The following is a 21,752-nucleotide window of genomic DNA, read 5'->3' as shown; positions in this document are numbered from 1 at the left end:
GGTTAGCTCCTATTTGTGACAAGGCGATAACCAGGGTGGTACCGCGATATGACAATCGTCCCTGTTTTTACAGGGGCGTTTTTTGTTTTTTATAAATAACTAAGGGGATAAACGGGAGGCGTTTAACAATGAAAGCTAGTGACATTCGCGCAAAATGGCTTGAATTTTTCCAAAGCAAAGGACACCAAATCGAACCGAGCGCATCGCTCGTTCCGCACAATGATCCATCCCTATTGTGGATTAACGCAGGCATGGCGCCGTTGAAACCGTATTTTGACGGACGTGTAAAGCCGGACAACCCGCGCATTACGAACTCGCAAAAGTGTATCCGTACGAACGATATCGAAAATGTAGGGAAGACGCGTCGTCACCATACATTTTTCGAAATGCTAGGCAACTTCTCAATCGGCGACTACTTTAAAGAAGGAGCGATCGAGTGGGCGTGGGAGTTTTTGACGGACAAGAAATGGATCGGCTTTGACGCGAACCGTTTGTACGTAACGATATATCCAGATGATGAGGAAGCGTTCAAGCTGTGGAACGAAAAAATCGGCTTGCCTGCTGATCGCATCATTAAGACAGAGGACAACTTCTGGGATATCGGCGAAGGCCCTTGTGGACCATGTACCGAAATCTTTTATGACCGTGGTGAAAAATACGGCGACCCGAACGATCCAGAATGCTACCCGAGCGGTGAAAACGAGCGTTACTTGGAAGTATGGAACCTCGTATTTACACAGTTCAACCATAATAAAGACGGCAGCTACACGCCGCTTCCGAACAAAAATATCGATACAGGCGCTGGTTTGGAGCGCTTTGCTTCCATTTTGCAAGACGTGGAATCGAACTTCGATACAGACTTGTTCGTACCAATTATTCAAGAAACGTCCCGTATTGCGGGCGTCAAATACAATGAAAATGCAGAGCTTGATGTCGCATTTAAAGTTATCGCTGACCATATCCGTACGGTAGCATTTGCGGTTGGCGACGGCGTACTTCCTTCTAATGAAGGTCGTGGCTATGTCCTGCGCCGCTTGCTGCGTCGTGCAGTGCGTTACGGTAAAATGCTCGGCATCGATCGTCCATTCATGGTCGAGCTCGTGAAGACAGTCGGCGACGTAATGGGCGTTCACTACCCAGAAGTGATTGAGAAGCGTGAGTTTATTGAAAAAGTAATTAAAAACGAAGAGGAGCGCTTCCACGAAACGTTGACAGACGGTCTGGCGATCTTGGCAGATATGGCGGGTCAAGCGAAGAAGGAAGGCCGTACGCAAATTACGGGCGGCGAAGCGTTCAAATTGTACGATACGTACGGGTTCCCGTTCGATTTGACAGAAGACTATGCAGCAGAGCATGGGCTGACGGTTGACCGTGAAGGCTTTGATGCGGCGATGCAGGAGCAGCGTACACGTGCACGCTCGGCGCGTCAAGAGTCCGAAAGCATGAAAGTGCAAGGTGGAGCGCTTGCGGAACTTACGACTAAAAGCGAATTCGTTGGATATAATGAATTGGTAACTGAATCCAAGGTGCTTGCGATCGTGTCTGGCGACGAAATGGTCGAGGAAGCGGCAGCAGGCTCTACGTACCAAGTTGTACTTGATCGTACACCGTTCTATGCGGAAAGCGGCGGTCAAGTGAGCGACGGTGGCGTATTTACGGGCGCTGGCTTGAAAGCGATCGTTGAAGGCGTGACGAAGGCACCACAAGGTCAACACGTTCACATCGTTAAGGTGGAACAAGGCACGCTTCGTGTGGGCATGACGTTGCAAGCAGCTGTAGATCGTGCTGTGCGTGAAGATGTTATTAAACATCATACAGCTACACACTTGCTACACAAAGCACTGAAAGAAGTGTTGGGCGAGCATGTCAATCAAGCAGGTTCATTAGTAGAAGAAGAGCGTCTGCGCTTTGACTTCTCGCACTTAGGCAGCATCAACGCGGATGAAATGGCACAAATTGAGCGTCGTGTGAATGAGCAAATTTGGCAGGGTACGGCACTTAACATTGAATTAAAATCAATTGACGAAGCGAAAGCGATGGGCGCAATGGCGCTGTTCGGGGAAAAGTACGGCGACATCGTGCGCGTTGTACAAGTCGGCAATTACAGCATTGAGCTGTGCGGCGGCTGTCACGTCAGCAATACATCCGAAATCGGCTTGTTCAAAATCGTGAGCGAGAGCGGAATCGGCTCCGGCGTACGTAGAATTGAAGCCGTAACAGGTCGTCATGCGTATCAATATATGGAGCAGCAATTAGAGTTGTTGAAGCAAGCGGCAGGTTTGTTCAAGGCTAACGTAGCCGATGTGCCGAAGCGTGTGGAAGCGATGTTTGCTCGTGAAAAAGAGCTTGCACGTGAGAACGAATCATTGAAAGCGAAGCTGAGCAGCATCGAGGCAGGTCAGCTTACGGATCAAGTACGCACAATTGCTGGCGTACAAGTGCTGGCAGCGAAAGTGAATGCAAGCGACATGGATGCTCTCCGCACGACAGCGGACGAGCTTAAAGTGAAGCTGCCACAAACGCTTGTTGTCCTTGGCGCAGCTAATGACGATAAGGTCAACTTCGTGGTGGCGGTAGCACCTGAACTCGTTAAGCAAGGCTTGCACGCGGGTAAATTAATTAAAGAGCTTGCAGCAGTATGTGGCGGCGGCGGTGGCGGCCGACCAGATATGGCGCAAGCTGGTGGTAAAGACGCAAGCAAACTAGATGAGGCATTAGCGTTAGTCGATAAGCTGGTTGCAGCGCAAGCTGGCGCGTAATGAATTCGTAATTCCGCTTACACGGTTTCGCGTGTAGGCGGAATATTTTCTAGTTTGATTGGGTATGTGTTATGATAAGAGTAAAGCGAGGTGACGGCGATGAATTCCATGGATAAAACGATGAAGTTCAATGTCAAAGCAGAAGAGCAAGAAGCGTCCAGCAAAGAAATTTTGTTATCCGTGTATGATGCGCTTTTGGAGAAGGAATACAATCCTATCAACCAAATCGTTGGCTACTTACTGTCCGGGGATCCCGCATATGTCCCCCGTCATAACAACGCTCGAAGCCTAGTACGCAAGAAGGAACGGGACGAACTTATCGAAGAGTTGGTTCGCTTTTACTTGAATCATCATCGATAATCATTTATCGATGATGATTCTGTGTACCGGCATCATGAATAACATGTATAGAAGAAACAAATCGTAGGAGATAAGATGAAAATTCTTGGCTTGGATTATGGGGATCGTAGAATCGGTGTTGCAGTTAGCGACGCATTCGGTTGGACAGCTCAAGGTTTAGAAGTAATTACACGTCGCAATGATGATGCTGATTTGCAGCGCTTGGAAGCCATCATTAAGGAGCACGGCGTTGAAGCTATCGTGCTCGGACTGCCGAAAAATATGAATGGTACTATAGGTCCGCGCGGCGAAATAAGCCTTGCTTTTGCTGAAACGCTGAAGCAATTGTTCGGACTTCCCGTTCACCTTTGGGATGAGCGCTTGAGCACGGTGTCGGCGGAACGCACGCTAATCGAAGCCGACGTCAGTCGCAAAAAGCGTAAGCAAGTCGTCGATAAGATGGCGGCGACGATTATTTTACAAACGTATCTTGACTTTGAATCAAGAAGGTGAGGGGTTTATTATGACGAATAATAAAGAACTGCAAGAAGAAGCGGAAATTATTTATATTCCGGACGACGAAGGCAACGAGGAAGAGTTCGAAGTCATCATGAAGTTTGATGTCGACGGCTCTGACAAAAAGTATATGATGGTCGTGCCTGTAGAAGGCACGGACGATGAGGAAGAAGAAGTATACGCATTCCGCTATGAAGAAGATGGCGACGATTTGAAACTGTTCACGATTGAAGACGAAGAAGAGTGGAATATCGTTGAAGAAACATTCAATACATTAGCTGGATATGACGACGAAGAAGAGGACTCCGCTGCGGATGTAGGTAATAAAGCGTGAGTCAAGAGCAAATTCAATTTATCGATCAATTGCGAAGCCTATACGGACAATCTGTCGAAATGACAGATGAACAGGGAAAAGGCCGCGAATATACATTAGTAGCTGAGTTTAAGCTTCGCGACAAAGCGTATGCCGTGTTGTTGCCGACAGGTGCGAAGGACGCAGAGCCGGATTTATTCCAGGTCGTTGCGGATGGCGATGGCGGCTTTGAGCTTGAGAGCATCACGGATGACGAAGAGTGGGAAGAAGTTATGGAGCTTTATGACGAGCATGCATATGCGGACGAGTTTGAAGCAGAGAAGTAACGATAAGTAAGTGAATTCCAGCAACGTAACGAACAATATTTTGGTGAAAAGGGCGGCTTAACCGCTCTTTTTTGCCATGTTGGAGAGGTGTAAGAATGAAGTCTTGGGCTAAAGTGTCTTTAGCGCTATTGGTGATGGTTGCTTTGCTTGCGGGAGTTGGCGTGTGGTACGCATGGAACGGATTAAAGCCGATGCCAGCACAAGAAAGCCAAGTAAAGCTTACTATTGAACGAGGTAGTGGGCCTTCTGTCATTGCTTCTCAGTTAGAGCAAGCAGGAATCATTCGCAATTCGTTCTTATTTAAATCGTATTTGAAAATGAACAACGAAGGTGCTCGTTTTCAAGCCGGCACGTATGCCTTTCAACCTGGTGTTACGTTAGATGAGATCATTCGCAAGCTTAACGCAGGTGACGTCTTGAAAGATGAAATGATCCGGTTTACGGTTCCAGAAGGATATACGGTTACGCAAATGGCGGACAAGCTTAGCAAAGAAGGATATGTAGAACGAAGCCATTTTTTGCAGCTCGTTAACGATAAAGCATGGTTGAAGGGACGCACGACTTTATTTGATGCTATACCTGACAGCAACTTGATTATGCACCAGCTTGAAGGTTATTTGTTCCCCGAAACGTACGAGTTGAAAAAAGAAAGTGCGGCAGAGGATATCGTGCTCCGGATGATCAAGGAGACCGAGAAACGTCTGGATGATGCATCTCCGCAATGGCAAGCAGATATGAAGAAACAAGGTCTTGATTTGCATGAACTGCTTACAATCGCATCTCTGATCGAACGGGAAGTCGTTGTGGATGAAGAACGCCCACTCGTTGCAGGTGTTATCTATAACCGCATTAAAAAAGGCATGAGATTGCAGATCGACGCGACGGTACAGTACGCGCTAGACAAACCTAAGGAACGCTTGTATTATAAAGATTTGGGTATTGACAGCCCTTATAATACGTACAAAATTGAAGGTTTACCTCCAGGGCCGATTGCAAGCCCGAGTGTAGCGTCAATTAAGGCTGCTTTGCAGCCCGAGGCGTCCGAGTATTTATTTTATGTGACGAAAAAAGACGGCACGAGTGGACATTTATTCGCAAAAACGTTCGCGGAACATGAGCGTAATATCGAGAAAAGTAAACAGCAGGCGAAATAACAACATGTTGCGAAACAGCAGCGAAGGCGGTTCGATTCGGTGATTGCAAATGGACACCGTACGACGTTTAAGTTGCTCATTGTTCGCTTGTAAGGCATATATGAAAGTGGTGACTAGGATGACATATCAACCTGAATTGCTAGTTACGGCTGGTAGCGTCGCAGAAGTAGAGCGTATGCTGGAAGCTGGAGCAAGCGCGGTTATCGTCGGGGAGCAAAAATACGGCATGCGTCTGCCGGGTGATGTGACGCTAGCAGACATCGCGTTATGCATACCTATCGTCCGCAAGTACGGTGCAAAGCTGTATGTGTCAGCAAACAACATTTTGCATAACGATGTGTTAAACGATTTGCCTGCATACTTGCAGCAGCTTGAAGCGCTTGGCGTAGACGCGGTAATATTCGGTGACCCGGCTATTCTGATGAGCGTAAGACAAGCAGCGCCATCATTAAAGCTGCATTGGAATGCTGAGATGACGTCCACAAACTATATGACAGCGCGGTATTGGCAGAAGCGTGGCTCTAAGCGTATCGTTGCTGCGCGTGAGCTTAACATGGAAGAGATTCAAGAAATGAAGCGACAACTTCCGGATATGGAAGTTGAAGTTCAAATACACGGCATGACGAACATTTATCATTCGAAGCGTAATTTGGTGCAGCATTATTTTCATCATATCGGCGATGATGAACAGGCGAACAATGTTGGCTTGGATCGCAAAATGTTCTTAATTGAACAAGAGCGTCAAGATGAAAAGTATCCGTTGTACGAAGATATAAATGGTACGCACATTATGAGTTCGGATGATGTGTGCATCATCGAAGACTTTAAGTTTTTGCTGGATGCACGTATCGACAGCTTTAAAATAGAAGGCTTGCTAAAATCGACGACCTATAATGAAATGGTCGTTCGTGTTTATCGCGAAGCGATCGATGCGTATGTGGCGAACCCTGAGCAGTATGAATTTAAGGAAGAGTGGCTGGAGCGCATTCGCAGCGTTCAAGACCCTGAACGCGAGCTGTCATTCGGATTTTTCTATAAAGAACAGATGTACTAAATGCACGAGATAAATAAGATTTACCGAGGATGAAGGGAGCACAGCAATGACAACGAAGGTAAAGCCTAAGTTTACAGGTAAGCGGTACCGCCTAGATAAACCGGAACTGCTAGCTCCCGCTGGCAATCTGGAAAAGCTGAAATTCGCCGTCCATTACGGAGCAGATGCTGTATATATTGGCGGTCAAAAGTACGGTTTGCGTTCGAACGCGGACAATTTTAGCTTTGAAGAAATGCGCGAAGGCGTGGAATTCGCTAACAAGTATGGAGCCAAAGTATTCGTTGCAACGAACATTTACGCTCATAATGAAGATATTGAAGGTATAGAAGCTTATTTGCGCAAGCTTGAAGAAGTAGGGATTAGCGCTATTATTGTGGCTGACCCAGCTATTATTGAGACCGCTCAGCGCGTTGCGCCAGGCGTGGAAGTACACGTGAGTACACAGCAGTCGATTGCCAACTGGCAAACGGTGCAATTTTGGAAAGAAGAAGGCGCGCCGCGTGTCGTTCTTGCTCGTGAAACGAGTCTGGAAGAAATTGCAGAGATGAAGAGTCGCGTCGATGTTGAAATCGAAGCCTTTATTCATGGTGCTATGTGTTCTTCGTATTCTGGACGCTGCGTGTTGTCGAATCACTTCACAGACCGCGATTCCAATCGTGGAGGTTGCTGCCAATCTTGCCGTTGGAAATACGATTTGTTTGAGGACGGACGTCCTAACTTGGACGAATTGGTGTCTGCGGAGGAAGCAGCAGAATCCTCTGCTTTGGAGCAGTTCAAGGTCGGTATCACGCAATTACCGTTGTTTAAAGAGGAAGATAACCATTTTGCGATGAGTGCAAAAGATTTGTGCATGATCGATCATTTGCCTGAACTCATCGAAGTAGGCGTAGACAGCTTCAAAGTTGAAGGCCGGATGAAGTCCATTCACTATGTGGCAACGGTCATCAATGTATACCGTCAGGCAATCGATTCTTACTTAGCAGACCCAGACAACTATGTGGTGAAGCCAGAGTGGATTGAGGAAATGAACAAAGCAGCTAACCGCCCTGTTAATACAGGCTTCTTCATTGAAGATCCGGATCATGAAGATCATATTTATGAGCCGGAAGATAAAGCGGTGCCGTTTGATTTTGCGGGCCTTGTTATGGATTACGATGCTGAGACAGGTATTGCTACTATACAGCAGCGCAACCATTTCAAAGTGGGCACTGAAATTGAGTTCTTTGGACCAAATGGCAAGTTCTTTAAGCAGACAGTAGAGTGCATTTGGGATACAGAAGGAAACGAGCTAGATGTTGCTCGTCATCCTTTGCAGCATGTACGCATGAAAGTAGCCCAGCCTGTTGCTTATTTCGATATGATGCGCAAAAGAAAATAACGCTAAACGATAGTTGACCCCCTTGGATGTGCCGAGGGGGTTTTTTTATGTTCAGGAAAATAGAGGGATTAGTCGTCTTGTGTCGAATGATAAAAATGGTTCACTAGTTCAACAAGGTATCGTGCATAAGACTTTTAATTAAGGGGGAGGCATATGCGTTGGGTGTTACTTCGGAAGCAGAGCAATTCACCCTTGAACAACAATAAATTTAAGGTGAGGAACCTGCAATGGCATCCTGCTCGTTCAGTAGGAACAAGATTATTTTTGTTGTTTTTTATCGGTATTACCGTGCTTGTCGGAAGTATAGGTCTATTTTCTTTCAACCAGTCTAGAACGATTATTGAGCAAGAAATGTCTATGCTGGAGGAAGCGGCGATCACACAGTTAGGCGATAAGTTGGATATTATGTTCAACAACTATGTTGATCTTTCGAATCAAATTTTGTTTGATCAAGATTTACAGAAGGCGCTATCGCTTACGAAGACGAATACAGCAATTACAGAGTATGAAAAGTTACAAAGGATGACGGATGTCGAGAAAAATTTAAAAGCGCTTGTATTTGGGAACGATTCCGTATTCAGTCTGCTGCTGATACCGGTTGAAGAGTCATATGGACCGATTTATACGAGTGGCTTGGCTCACTCTATGCTGGGTAGTCTTCGGAACGAATCTTGGTTTAAACAAGCGGTGCAAAAAGAGGGCAGTGTCGTGTGGGTCCCGACATCAGAGAAAGGGTTATCCCAGCAAGGCCCTAAGGAGACATTTGCGTTGGCACGCACTGTTAAAAACGTTAGCTCAGGCAATACGTATATGCTCGTTACTGAAATATACGCGGATTCTTTGCAAGAGCATATGGAGTGGAAGACAGGTGTAGGTGGATTTGCGCAGCTAGTCAGTGCTGAGGGGAATCTGGTGATCTCGCACAATAAAGAGCTGATTGGTCAAGCGCCGCCAGTGCAATTAGTGGCAGATGGAGAAAAGACGGGTAGACAGTCTGTGACTAACAAAGAAGGTCAGGAATTGCTCGGTGTATATTATAAGTCGAGTATTACGAATTGGACCTTAAATGGCTTTATTCCTGTTGATGAACTTCTTGCTGGGACAGCGGCTATTCGAAATATGACCCTGCTTAGTATTGGTGTGGCTCTACTTATTGCTATTTTGATGGGCTGGTACGTCATGCGCAGCATTGGCAGACCGCTTAAGCGAATGCGTGACTTAATGGAAGAAGGAGCGCAAGGCCAACTCGGATTGCGAATGGCTGTGCAATCCAAAGATGAGATCGGTGAGGTGGCCGCAAGCTTTAACACTATGATGAGTCGCATCGGCGATTTAGTACAGCGCACGGGAAGTTCAGCGCAATCCGTTATGACAAGTGCGAGCAAGCTTAGCGACGCATCGCGGCAAACGGCGCAAGCGGCGCGTGACATTGCGTTAGCGACGGAAGAAATTGCGAGTGGTGCGACAGGATTGGCAGCGGAAGCAGAACGAGGAAATGAATGGACGGATCATACAGCAAATCAAGTAGCGCAAGTCGTACAGCTAAATGCAGCTATGTTCCAGGCTGCGACGGAAGTGGAAAATGCCAGTAAACGCGGCACGAGTTATATGGATGAATTAAATGACAAGACGGCTGCGACTGAACAAATCGTCCATTCGCTCGTTAGTAAAGTTGATGCGCTTAAAGATAGCACGTCGTCTGCGCGCAATATTTTGGATGTGTTGACTCAGTTGGCTAAACAGACGAACATCTTGTCACTGAATGCGGCTATCGAAGCAGCGCGAGCTGGAGCAGCGGGCAAAGGATTCATGGTCGTCGCTGATGAGATTCGTAAGCTTGCGGATCAATCCAAGCAATCGATTGAGATTGTCGGCTCCATTACCGAAAATATTCAGCGTGAAGTGAACGAAACCGTTAGGATGTTAGGTGACGCTAATCCGATTTTTCGTGAGCAAGCGGACGCCGTTAAGGAAGCAGACATTATTTTTCGAGCTGTCCATGTGCAAATGGGGACGCTGATGACGAAGCTAGATGGTGCTACATCTGCGGTCCATGATTTGTCTGAAACCCAGAGTGCGCTAAATGAGGCGATAGCAAATGTAAGTGCCGTTGCAGAACAATCATCAGCTACTTCTGAAGAGGTTGCATCACTTAGCTCCGAGCAAATGTCGGTGTCTGCGAGGCTTGTGAACTTGTCTAACGAGTTGGAGCAAGTATCGCTTGATTTGCAGGAGCGTCTGTCTCGGTTTACCTTTGAGCAACTGTCCGCTGACGTAGGGGAAAAGGTTGAATCTTAATGACTTAGCGAATTAAGGGCAAGTCTCGGTTTACCTTTGAGCAACTGTCCGCTGACGTAGGGGAAAAGGTTGAATCTTAATGACTTAGCGAATTAAGGGCAAGGTTTGAACCGATATTGAACTCAAAGTGAACTCAAATTAAAATCAAATTGAACGAATATCGAATTAATATTGAATGAACATTGAACCAATATGCATAGCGCTTAAATTTTATTGGATGAGTATGAAGAAGGTTGCTTTCCCCTTTTTGGTGGAGGCAGCCTTTTTTGTATGGTGTGTATTTCATCTAGTTATAGTGGACATGTATGAAATGAGATTCGCTTGGAAATAATAAGCGGTTAAAAGGAATAAATAATTCGTTTTACGTTCTGATAGGATGTTACTGTTGTATCTTAAAATGAAGGGAGAGTTAACATTGTCACGTCCAATTCATATCCGTTCCCGTATCGCGGCGGCAGCATTATTCATAACATTCATTCTCATCTGTTACACGATGCGGCTTGGTTGGTTGCAGTTTATTCAACCTCATCGGTCTGTTCAGACTTATCGCGCAGTGAATGCCCATGAGCATACTGAGCGTGAATATTCAAATAAACATCCAGCCGATGAGTATACGTTGCTGCAACAATCGATTATTCAACGAGAGCGAGCGATTGTGCTGGAGGACGGACGCGGCAGTATTGTTGACCGAAAAGGTCGCCCAATCCGAGGTGAAAAGAGGTACGGTCTTGTATTATTTCCTGTACATCCGTCCGTTATGACATCGGCTGTGACGCAACAACTAGCAGCAGCGCTGAACGTACAACAAAGTGAACTTATCCAAAAATGGTCGTCCGCAACGGTGCCGCTGTTGTGGCCGTCAGCCGAAGACAAGAAGCTGCCCTATCTGTTGCCAGCAGATCAAGCGCAATACATGATTCGCGCTAAATGGGACGGTGTTCGTATTCTCCCTCTACAGTTAGCTTATCCGCTAGGGCAACAGACGCCGCATTGGGTTGGCTACGTATCTGCTGTTCGTCCTCAGGATGTAGTTATCGAAAGAGGGGCTAACACCTCTAAGCATGGAGTGCAAAGTGTACAAGGTGCAGCTGGGCTAGAGCGTTCTTTTGAGCCGCTTCTGCGGGGCTTAGGAGAGACGACGTTTGTTCATTATACCGATGTAGCACATCGCCCCCTGCATGGGCTAGATGTGAGATTGCGACGACCGGATAATCCTAATTATCCGTTGAAGGTTGTTACGACGACAGACATCCAATTGCAGCGTGATGTAGAAGAAGCAGTCGATCGTGTCGGTTTGAAAAAAGGGGCAATTGTTGTACTAGATGCCAGTACACGTGATGTTGTTGCGATGGTGTCACGTCCGAGTTACAACCCGAATCATGTAGAGCCACAACGAACGGATTGGAATAATCAAGCGCTAAAGGCGATTGTTCCTGGCTCGGTCTTTAAGCTAGTCATTGCGGCCGCAGCTCTAGAGAGTGGTGTGACTTCTATTGATGAATCGTTTCATTGCAATGGGAAGTATGGAAAATATGGATTGCTTTGCTGGAAGTCTGACGGGCATGGTCGTCTATCCCTGCGTGAAGCGTTCGCGAAGTCATGCAATGTTACTTTTGCTGCATTAGGAGAACGTCTTGATGCAAGTACCATTCAAGCCTACGCTCATCGACTGGGTGTAGGCGATACGGTCGGTATGATTTCAGATGACGGAGTAGGACATACGCAGCTTAAGCATTTTGATGGTGAAGAGCGTGGACGTGTTTTTGTGCCTGAGCATAAATCTGAGCCTAAGTCTAAGTCTAATCCTAAATCTAAATCTGAATCTGAATCGCAAAGTTCAGCTGAGATATTACATGTAGACGGCGGCGTAAAGGCTCAAGTTGGCATCGGGCAGCGTGATGTGCGCGTGACGCCGCTCGCAGCGGCCAACCTTGTCGCTACCTTGCTAAATGATGGTTATGGTGGACATCCTCGTTTAGTGCGCGAAGTCCAGTACGCGCAAGGTCGTCCCTTTGCGCAATTTGCGCCCCAAGCACGAATTGTACGCGTTATACAGCCGCGCACAGCGCATACATTGCTTCAATGGATGGCCGACACCGTGCAGCATGGCACAGGTACTGCCTTAACAAGCGCGCGCTGGCCGCTTGCAGGCAAAAGCGGCACGGCGCAAGCAGAATCACATGGAACTTCCAAGGTTCATACTTGGTTTGTCGGCTACGGCCCTACCCATTTACAAGGGGTGTCAGCCAATAAAGTTCCCCGCTATGCCGTATCCGTTGTTGCCATGGATGAGCCGGGATCACATTCGCATCGAGCAACAGCGCTATTTCGCGCGGTGATGGATGTGCTCGCACAGCATCATAACGCGGACAACGAGCAACAGCCACATAAATAGAGCCGCTCGGGGACAACGAGCGGCTCTATTTCATATATTATTTTATGGGATGATCGGTACCGCGGTCTTGCTCGTCTGTTTGCTCAACAGCCTGAACCGTGTTCGCCTCATTAGAAGAAGGATCAGCATCAAATTCCTCAGCAGGCATACGAATCCATTTTTTCAAATATCCTTGATCGTAAAGCGCCTTAACGAGAATGAGCAAGATCGGTGACATAATTAAGCCCATAACGCCGAACAAAGACAACGAAATCATCATAAAAGACAGCATCGTAAAGGCAGACACACCAAGCGTATTTCCTGTGATCTTAGGTTCCAAGAACTGGCGTGTTAACATGACCACGACGAGTACAATGGTTAGTGAAACGGCTAGCCATGTATTCCCGATGAACAACAAGTATACAATCCAAGGAATGAAAATGACCGGAATGCCTAACAACGGCAAAATATCAAACAAGGCGGACAGCAACGCAATCGAGAAGGCGTTGTTCACGCCTAAGCCAAGCAGCGATACAAACACAAGCGTAAACGTAATCGATATCAGTTTAAGTTGTGCTTTTAAGTAAGCGCCTATGCCACGAAACACGTTTACTTTCAAAAAATGAAACGCATTTTTGAAAGTACGGGGTGTTTTTTCTTTCGTAATCCGTTTCCAATCGCCAATTTCAATGCTTAAAAAATAAGCTAAAATAATGGCGATACCAAAATTCATAATAAAGGTAGAGAACGATTTAAGGTTGCCGACTAGCCATCCGAGAAAAGTGACAGCAAGCGCAGAGCCCTTTTGTGTAATGACGCCGACGTATTCTTTAATTTTCAACGATACATCATTAGGGAGTGCTTCGTACTTCGTTTGCAAATAGGCCGCTAAATTAACAACCTGCTTTTGCAACGCTTCTCCATATTGAGGCAGTGCGTTTTGCAATTCACTCATCTGACTAATAAAGATTAAGCCTGCTCCGAACATGGAGCTTAAAATGATTAATGTGAACACAAGCACCGAAATCGCGGATGCGGCTGCTTTGTTCATCCCGCGCCGCGCCAAAAAGCGGGCCAACGGTTCAATCATCACAAACACGAGCAAAGCTAAAAAGATCGGTGCAGCGATCGCATATAAATAGCTAAAGCCGTACATGATGAGATAGACCGTTAAAATGATCAGTGCAATGTCAAAAGCGGTCCGCCAATATTTTCGATAAAAAGTGAGCATTGATCAGACTCCTTCATTTCCATATAAAGTACTGCTTCTATTTTACAACAAAACGAAATGATATGCCTATTTTGTCACACCATATGTTACAATAAAGAGTACGAAAAAGATACAAAACGAAACGGGGAAGTAGGATGGAATTCATTTTATTGTGGGGATTTTACATCCTGACGTTTTATGCGTTTCTCCCAGGTATCGTGAGTCGCTTGTTCGGTTTTAGGGTGTTTAAAAAAGGTCGCAGCGACCACGAGCTCGCTCTGACATTCGATGATGGTCCAGATCCTGTATATACGCCGATGTTACTCGATCTTTTGAACAAATATAATGCGAAGGCTACATTTTTTGTTCTCGGGGTTTATGCAGAAAAGCATCCAGAATTGTTACAACGCATGCACGATGAAGGTCATGTGATCGGTATTCATAACTACGTGCATAAGACAAATTGGCTCATGCGTCCGAGGACGGTTAAACGTCAAATTCGTAAAACGTCAGATATTATTGAACATACTACAGGGAAACGGCCGGTTTATTATCGTCCTCCTTGGGGAATCGTGAATTTATTTGATTTTAGTAATCTTGGCCACTTGCAAATTATATTATGGTCCGGCATGTTTAATGATTGGCGTAAAAAGGTTGGGGTTGAACGGTTATACAATCGTATGATGCATAAATGCCGTGGAGGAGAAGTGCTACTGCTGCATGATTGTGGCCTCACTCTAGGTGCGGATCGTGAAGCGCCGGCCAATATGCTGATCGCGCTGGAACAATTTTTACAGCGGGCGGAAGAGCGTGAATTGAAATGTGTACGGATTGACGAATTAATCAAATCGTCTGATCGATACCGTGCGCTTCACCCGACGTGGTTGAAGCGATCCGTTATTCGCATATGGCTAGCTTATGAGCAAGGTTTCCATCTTCTGTTCGGAATGAAAACGACAAATGTAAGCGATCCGGTGTTTCATTTTCGGGTTCGTCCTTATTATGGCGAATCACTATTACTCGATGACGGGGTAGAGTTGAAACGGGACGATCAAGTGTTGGAGCTTCATTTCGATAATAAACGTCTATTTGAAATTGGTAGGCATGCACGCTCAGAAATGCAGATTGCGATCCAAATGATTAGAGCAACGGAAAAAGCATTGCCTGAGTTGGCTGAATATTTGGCGGAGCGGCCAGAGCTATGTTCGAATGTAAAGGCATTGTATGGAGTTAGTATGATCCATCGTGGACCTGAACAGTTTGGCTTTACTGTACGTGATTTACCACCAGGGCTATTTTCTTGGTTATCGCGTAAATATTTGCGCTTACTTATGAGTGTTATTCATCCGCATGGGAAGCGCAGGCTACGGCAAAATAAAGAGCAATTGGTTCCGAAGCTTACCGCAATGTCATTAGAGACGCTGTTTGCGCGCTATGGAAAACATACCGATTATGCGTTCGATTCCAATTCGTCAGACTGCTTATTAATAAATCCGAGTAATAGAGTTGGAAAAACGCCTAATATATTGTAACTATTAACCAATATATGTAAAGTCTCGTCGTAGGCCCTATAAGCCTGCGAACGAGACTTTTTTGCGTTCAAGGCCGTGTAGCTATGCAGAAAATCACATCATGTAAATGCTATGAAAAAGGAATGCAAGTTTTATGCAAATTTTATGCAAGTAACATGTCATGGAAGAATGCTCTTAATAGAAGGACAGAGTCGCAAAAAATTTTCTAATAGAGGACATTTCAAGCGAAATACATGATAATATCAATACAATTGTCATATTTTCTCTCTACTTATACGAATGTTGTCTGAATTTGATAAAAAAAAGTTATCGAGAAAATATTAAAATCTTTTAATATAAAGCTTACATAGGCATTTACAAAAGGCTCACTATCAAGTAATATAGTGAAAAATCATTCGTTTCCTGCTTATGGAACCTTGTCGTATGGAGTTTATTTGACCACCGTTCTATAAAAATAAAACGAAACTTTTCATCTATCATAATAATCATAGTTATACATTTTTTTGATTAAATATAATGTAGTTAGTAGTAATAAAATGTTCATATAACATCTTAGATATTAATAGGGGGCGAACGTTATGAAGAAGAAATTGCTAATGCTACTTAGTTTGACTATGGCACTCACGCTAGTGTTGTCTGCATGCGGTGGTTCCAAATCTGAGGGCGACAAGAAAGATGCAAGTCAGTCGACACAAACACCTGCTGAATCTGGAGCTGCTAAAGAAGAACTCGTATCCGAGGGTGTTATCCCTGCCTCGAACCCAGCAGCAGTTCCTGACGTTGCAAAGGCGCGCAAAGATTCAATGATTCTCGGTATAGGTGCTCCATCAGGCATATTCTTGCCTACGCATGCAGAGTCACAATACGACAGATATGTTGCAGATTCCATGTTCAACTATCTGTTTGAAATTCAAAAAGACGGCTCGTATTCCGAGGACTTGGCGGAGAGCTACACGATTTCTGACGATAAGCTGACGTATACGTTTAAGCTTAAAGAAGGCTTGAAGTTTAGTGACGGTACTGCTCTTACAGCAGAGGATGTTGCCTTCTCGATGCATGTTTACTATGACAAAGCTTATGATGGACCAAGTGACATCGAACTTTATGCGCCAATTAAAGGCGGCGTAGATTATAAAGCAGGTAAAGCAACGTCCATTTCAGGAGTTAAGGTTGTTGATCCTCGTACGATTAGCATTACAACAACAGAACAGAAGGCTACAGCTCTGAATACACTCGGACAACTAGGTATTCTTTCTAAAGCTTACTATGGTAAGGACTACAAACAAGGTAGCTTAGATTTTACAAATTTCTATACAAATCCACTTGGAAATGGTCGTTACAAGCTTGAGAAGTTTACAGCAGGCCAAGAAGCTGTCTTGGTTGCAAACGAGCATTACCATGGCGGTAAACCAAAAGTAAACAAGTTAATCTACAAGTTTACGAACAAAGATACAAATATCCAGTTGCTCCAAACAGGCGAAACGGATTTGGATGACATTACAGTTTCTGTAGATGCTGTTACTCAATTGAAAGATTTAGGATTCTTGAATGTTAACTTGTATCCTACGAATGGCTATGGCTACATTGCCTTTAACCACAAAAAAGACAAGTTTAAAGACCAGAAGGTACGTCAAGCATTGGCTTATGGCTTGAACCGTCAAGAGATCGTTGATGCGGTGTTCCAAGGATATGCAGATGTGATTGATGTTCCACAATCGAAGCTTTCATGGTCATACACAGATGAAGTTACGAAGTATAACTTCGATCTTGAAAAAGCGAAACAACTACTTGAAGAAGCTGGCTGGAAAGTTGGCGCTGACGGTATCCGCGAGAAGAATGGCGAGAAATTCAAGATCATCTTCTCCGCAGCAGCTGAAAGTGAAGTCAACGATGCGATTATTCCGGTTGCACAAGACAACTACAAGCAACTCGGCATCGACTTTGTAGCTGAAGTAATGGATTTCAACGCTGTTAAAGATAAGCGTAAAAAAGGCGACTTCGATATGGCGTTTATGGCTTGGTCCTTGACTCCAGATCCACAAGTTGGACAAAACGTGTTCGGTACTGGTGGCTCGCAAAATGATGACGGCTACTCCAACAAAAAAGTAGACGAGTTGTTTACAAAAGCGGGTAAAGAGATTGATCCAGAGAAGCGCAAGCTAATCTTCCATGAGTTGTATCAAGAATTGAACAAAGATTTGCCATACATCTTCATGTACCAACGTCGTGACATGTGGCCGATCAGCGATCGTCTTAAAGGATTTGACATCTCGCCATACAAAGATTTCACATTTGATTTACAAACGATCACAATTCAGTAATCTTGGTAACATGCTGTATACCAAATGCTCAGCCGCAGGCTGGGCATTTGGGTTTATATAAACATAGGAGGAATATTTATGACACAATACGCCTTGCGGCGGCTGTTGCAACTAATTCCGACGCTAATCGGTATATCAATTGTTCTATTTACCGTATTTGCATTGGCACCCGGAAACTTTATCGATGCCAACCCAACCATCTCCAAAGAGCGCGCAGAAGAGTTAAAAGAATTGCATGGCTTAAACAAGCCATTGCCTGAGCGTTACGTTATTTGGGCTACGAATACTTTAAAAGGTGACTTGGGTATGTCCTTGCAGCATAAACAAGATGTGACGACTGTCCTTGACCGTTACATGTGGAATTCGTTTATGATTGCAGCCATCGTATTAGTTCTCAGTTGGGCCATAGCCATAGTAGTTGGGGTGTTCACAGCGATTAAGCAGTATTCCTTCTTTGATGGGGCTGTTACCTTTATCGTATTTGCACTAATGTCATTACCATCATTTTTCGTCGGATTGTTTGCGATAAAATTATTGGCCGTAGACAATACCATCTTCCCGATCGGCGGAATGTATACATCAGGTTCCGAGGCTACAGGATGGGGGAAATTTGTAGATTTGACACATCACCTTATGCTTCCTGTTATTGTATTAACAGCGCTTAATGTGGGAAGTCTTACACGCTATTTCAGAACGAGCATGCTGGAAGTAATTCGCCAAGACTATATTCGTACAGCAAGAGCAAAAGGATTGTCAGAGTGGAAAGTTATTTTCAAACACGCACTTCGCAATGCAATGCTGCCTGCAATTACGCTTCTTGGTATTGAACTGCCGGGATTGTTTGCAGGTGCGATGATCACAGAGAAAATCTTCAACTGGCCGGGCATTGGTCAAATTAACTTGGCTGCGATAAACACGCGTGATTACTTCTTAGCGATGGGTTATACAATGTTTATTGCTCTCTTGACCGTGTTTGGTAACTACATTGCAGACTTGTTGTACCGCGTTGCAGATCCGCGCGTACGCTTGAAATAGAAAGGGGAGTTTAGTGTGTCGCAAACTGTAGCTAATCCAATTACAGCAGGTGCTAAGGTGCCGCAAACGAAACCTGCTTCCCCATGGAGGTTGGCTTTTAAGCAAGTGCGTAAGAATAAATTCGCAATGGGTGGATTTATTGTTCTTACTTTGATGTTCATCGTTTGTTTTATCGGTCCGAGCTTGTCGCCCTATGACCTAGAAACGAGAAACATTGCTAATCGATATAAAGCGCCAAGTATGGATCATTGGATGGGGACAGATGCGCTAGGACGCGACATCTTCCTACGAGTTATGCTAGCTGGACAAGTATCTTTGCTTGTTGGTCTAGTAGCGATGGTCGTAGCTGTAAGTATCGGGAGTATTTTGGGAGCGATATCAGGATTTTATAAAGGCTGGGTAGACACAATTGTAATGAGATTTACAGATATCATGATGTCTATACCATCGCTACCACTTCTAATTATATTAGGTGCCTTGTTATCGGATTTAAAAGTTCCACCAGACCAACGTATTTACATCGTTATGTTTTTGCTCGGGCTGCTATCGTGGCCGAGTCTTGCCCGCCTTATACGCGGACAAATCTTGATGTTGCGTGAGCAAGAGTTTATGCAAGCAGCAGAAGTACTAGGTATTCGTGATAGCCGCAAAATTTTCAAGCATTTGCTGCCAAACACGTTCCCACTTATTATCGTTGTAGGTACATTGCTTGTCGGTGGCTCCATTTTGTCCGAATCCGTATTGAGCTACTTGGGTTTAGGTGTTGTTCCACCTACTCCATCGTGGGGTAACATGATTTCAGCGGCGAATAACATGTATGATTTTAAGACACGTCCGTGGTTATGGGTACCACCAGGAGTATGTATTTTCTTAACTGTAGTATCTATTAACATTATCGGCGATGCTTTGCGTGATGCACTTGATCCGAAAATGAAGAGGTAGGAGAAACGATATGGCAAATAACTTAATCGAATTTCGCAATCTGCGCACAAACTTCTATACCGGAGCCGGAGTCGTGAAAGCGGTTAACGATGTCAGCTTCTCAATTCGTGAAGGTGAAACGGTATGTGTCGTCGGTGAATCAGGTTGTGGCAAGAGCGTTACGGCCATGTCGTTGATGCGTCTTGTTGGAGCGCCTGGTAAAGTTGAAGGCGGAGAAATTTTATATAAAGGCCAAGATTTATTGAAAATAAAAGAGCGCGAAATGCGTCACATTCGTGGTAACGAAATCGCGATGATTTTCCAAGAGCCGATGACGTCATTGAACCCGGTATTGAAAATCGGCGAACAATTGACAGAGCCGCTTATTTTGCATAAAGGAATGTCCAAGCAAGCAGCGAAAAAACGCGCGATTGAACTGATTGATATGGTTGGCATTCCGCGTGCCGAGCAAATTTTCAACGCTTATCCGCATGAGTTGAGTGGCGGTATGCGTCAACGTATTATGATCGCGATGTCGTTAAGCTGTGAACCGAAGCTGTTAGTAGCAGATGAGCCTACGACTGCACTTGATGTTACGATTCAGGCGCAAATTTTGGATTTGATGCGTAACATTAAGAAGGAATTTAATACTTCGATTATGATGATTACACACGACCTTGGTGTCGTAGCAGAAATGGCCGATTATGTTGTCGTTATGTATGCCGGCAAAGTCATTGAAGAAGCTCCGGTTATGGAGTTGTTCAAAAATCCGAAGCATCCTTACACGCAAGGTTTGTTGCGTGCGAAGCCGGTAATCAATCAACGTCAGAAGCGTTTATACACGATTCCGGGACAAGTACCGAACCCGGTTGAACTAGGTAATAACTGCTATTTCAATGACCGTTGCGAGCACTGCATGGCGATTTGTACAGAAACTCAACCGACATTGAACACTTATGGTGAAGGTCATAAAGCTGCATGCTGGTTATATGAGAAGGAGGGGGAAGCGAAATGAGTCAAGCACCACTGTTACAAGTAGAAAACCTTAAAAAATACTTCCCCATCCAAGGCGGTTTCCTTGGCCGTACCATAGGTAATGTTAAAGCGGTTGATGATGTTTCCTTTACGTTGCAAAAGGGTGAGTCACTAGGTCTAGTAGGGGAATCCGGCTGTGGTAAATCAACAACAGGACGCACGATTTTGCGTTTGTTAGACAAAACAGCTGGCAAGGTTCTTTTTAATGGCGTCGAGCTGCATGATTTGTCGAAAAAAGAGCTTCGCAGCATGCGTCCGAAGATGCAGCTTGTATTCCAAGACCCATACAGCTCCTTGAATCCGCGTATTAACATCGGGGAAGCAATCGGTGAGGCGTTAGTGGACCACGGCATCGTTTCGAAGTCTGAAATCCGCGATCGCGTTAAAGAAATTTTGACGATTTGTGGTTTGGCACCGTATCATATTGATCGTTATCCGCACGAGTTCTCAGGCGGACAGCGTCAACGGATCGGAATTGCGCGTGCACTTATTATGAATCCGGAATTTATCGTAGCCGATGAGCCGGTATCGGCGCTTGACGTATCGATTCAAGCGCAAATTATTAACTTGCTTAGCGATTTGCAAGAGCAAAAGAACTTAACGTACTTGTTCATTTCACATGACTTGTCTGTCGTTGAGCATTTGTGTAACCGCATCGGCGTTATGTATCTCGGTTCACTTGTGGAGATGGCTCCACGTGATGAATTGTTCACAAAGCCGTTGCATCCCTACACGCAAGCTTTGTTATCGGCTGTTCCTGTGCCGGACCCAACTCGCAGACCGGAACGTATCGTGCTGCAAGGTGATATTCCGAGCCCAGCGAATCCGCCGTCTGGCTGCAAGTTCCATACTCGCTGCCCGTTTGTAAAAGATATTTGCAAGCACGAAATCCCACAATTCCGCGACGTAGGTGGCGGGCACCAAGTTGCTTGTCATTTGGTGTAATGAGTTAGAGCCGCTATCGAAACAACCTTAGTCTAGTATGTTACTAGGCTAAGGTTGTTTTTTATTTATTTTCATTTAAATTGCGGCAGCTACTAAAGGATCTAATAGCATACATCGCTGCCTACAAAAGCTACCCAATGATCAAATATTAATACATGAATGAATAATTATTCATTATTTGTTGTATATTGTTTGATATGGGAAGGTGGTAGATTCCTTTATTAATGGGGCAAATTATATTT

At 45.0% G+C, this 21,752-nt stretch carries 17 protein-coding genes; 16 read left to right on the top strand and 1 reads right to left on the bottom strand.

Annotation, left to right across the window (positions count from 1 at the left end):
* Positions 1 to 128 precede the first annotated feature (128 nt).
* From alaS to KIK04_RS03920, 10 genes are all read left to right on the top strand, one after another.
* Positions 129 to 2,759: an alanine--tRNA ligase gene (gene alaS / locus KIK04_RS03965; RefSeq protein WP_232277034.1), complete on the top strand. Its 2,631-nt coding sequence runs from the start codon at positions 129 to 131 to the stop codon at positions 2,757 to 2,759.
* A 99-nt stretch (positions 2,760 to 2,858) separates the two neighbouring features.
* Positions 2,859 to 3,119, top strand: a complete 261-nt coding sequence (locus tag KIK04_RS03960) for an IreB family regulatory phosphoprotein (RefSeq protein ID WP_232277033.1) — start codon at positions 2,859 to 2,861, stop codon at positions 3,117 to 3,119.
* 75 nt (positions 3,120 to 3,194) lie between these two features.
* Positions 3,195 to 3,611 carry a Holliday junction resolvase RuvX gene (ruvX, locus tag KIK04_RS03955; RefSeq protein ID WP_232277032.1) on the top strand — a complete coding sequence of 139 codons (417 nt, stop codon included), beginning with the start codon at positions 3,195 to 3,197 and terminating at the stop codon, positions 3,609 to 3,611.
* A 10-nt stretch (positions 3,612 to 3,621) separates the two neighbouring features.
* Complete coding sequence (locus KIK04_RS03950; protein WP_232277031.1) at positions 3,622 to 3,948, top strand: DUF1292 domain-containing protein; 327 nt, start codon at positions 3,622 to 3,624, stop codon at positions 3,946 to 3,948.
* Complete coding sequence (locus KIK04_RS03945; protein WP_232277030.1) at positions 3,945 to 4,253, top strand: DUF1292 domain-containing protein; 309 nt, start codon at positions 3,945 to 3,947, stop codon at positions 4,251 to 4,253. Before KIK04_RS03950 ends, KIK04_RS03945 begins: the two co-directional genes overlap by 4 nt.
* Before the next feature lie 95 nt (positions 4,254 to 4,348).
* A complete protein-coding gene (gene mltG, locus KIK04_RS03940) occupies positions 4,349 to 5,407 on the top strand; it encodes an endolytic transglycosylase MltG (protein WP_232277029.1) in 1,059 nt (352 codons plus the stop codon).
* A 118-nt stretch (positions 5,408 to 5,525) separates the two neighbouring features.
* Complete coding sequence (locus tag KIK04_RS03935; protein WP_232277028.1) at positions 5,526 to 6,461, top strand: peptidase U32 family protein; 936 nt, start codon at positions 5,526 to 5,528, stop codon at positions 6,459 to 6,461.
* A 46-nt stretch (positions 6,462 to 6,507) separates the two neighbouring features.
* Complete coding sequence (locus KIK04_RS03930) at positions 6,508 to 7,839, top strand: peptidase U32 family protein (protein WP_232277027.1); 1,332 nt, start codon at positions 6,508 to 6,510, stop codon at positions 7,837 to 7,839.
* Between the two features lie 153 nt (positions 7,840 to 7,992).
* Positions 7,993 to 10,137 (top strand): methyl-accepting chemotaxis protein, encoded by a 2,145-nt coding sequence (locus tag KIK04_RS03925; protein WP_232277026.1) that lies wholly within the window; start codon positions 7,993 to 7,995, stop codon positions 10,135 to 10,137.
* A 415-nt stretch (positions 10,138 to 10,552) separates the two neighbouring features.
* On the top strand, positions 10,553 to 12,532 hold the full coding sequence (locus KIK04_RS03920; protein ID WP_232277025.1) for a peptidoglycan D,D-transpeptidase FtsI family protein: 1,980 nt from the start codon (positions 10,553 to 10,555) through the stop codon (positions 12,530 to 12,532).
* Between the two features lie 37 nt (positions 12,533 to 12,569).
* Here KIK04_RS03920 and KIK04_RS03915 read toward each other — a convergent pair whose 3' ends face one another.
* Positions 12,570 to 13,742, bottom strand: coding sequence for an AI-2E family transporter (locus KIK04_RS03915; protein WP_232277024.1), 1,173 nt, complete (start codon positions 13,740 to 13,742; stop codon positions 12,570 to 12,572).
* A gap of 134 nt (positions 13,743 to 13,876) precedes the next feature.
* On the opposite strand from KIK04_RS03915, the gene KIK04_RS03910 reads away from it, so the two are divergent.
* From KIK04_RS03910 to KIK04_RS03885, 6 genes are all read left to right on the top strand, one after another.
* The gene (locus tag KIK04_RS03910) at positions 13,877 to 15,253 is read left to right on the top strand and encodes a polysaccharide deacetylase family protein (protein ID WP_232277023.1); all 1,377 of its coding nucleotides are present in this window, start codon (positions 13,877 to 13,879) and stop codon (positions 15,251 to 15,253) included.
* Positions 15,254 to 15,831: 578 nt separating this feature from the next.
* Positions 15,832 to 17,574 (top strand): ABC transporter substrate-binding protein, encoded by a 1,743-nt coding sequence (locus KIK04_RS03905; RefSeq protein WP_232277022.1) that lies wholly within the window; start codon positions 15,832 to 15,834, stop codon positions 17,572 to 17,574.
* 78 nt (positions 17,575 to 17,652) lie between these two features.
* Positions 17,653 to 18,609, top strand: a complete 957-nt coding sequence (locus KIK04_RS03900; protein ID WP_232277021.1) for an ABC transporter permease — start codon at positions 17,653 to 17,655, stop codon at positions 18,607 to 18,609.
* Positions 18,610 to 18,624: 15 nt separating this feature from the next.
* Positions 18,625 to 19,551, top strand: coding sequence for an oligopeptide ABC transporter permease (gene opp4C, locus KIK04_RS03895; protein WP_442951133.1), 927 nt, complete (start codon positions 18,625 to 18,627; stop codon positions 19,549 to 19,551).
* Positions 19,552 to 19,561: 10 nt separating this feature from the next.
* Positions 19,562 to 20,545: an ABC transporter ATP-binding protein gene (locus KIK04_RS03890; RefSeq protein WP_232277020.1), complete on the top strand. Its 984-nt coding sequence runs from the start codon at positions 19,562 to 19,564 to the stop codon at positions 20,543 to 20,545.
* Positions 20,542 to 21,510: an ABC transporter ATP-binding protein gene (locus KIK04_RS03885; protein WP_232277019.1), complete on the top strand. Its 969-nt coding sequence runs from the start codon at positions 20,542 to 20,544 to the stop codon at positions 21,508 to 21,510. Before KIK04_RS03890 ends, KIK04_RS03885 begins: the two co-directional genes overlap by 4 nt.
* Positions 21,511 to 21,752: the final 242 nt, after the last annotated feature.

Source organism: Paenibacillus sp. 481 (genome assembly GCF_021223605.1).
Lineage (GTDB): Bacteria > Bacillota > Bacilli > Paenibacillales > Paenibacillaceae > Paenibacillus_B.
This window is presented reverse-complemented; position numbering and strand designations above follow the sequence as displayed.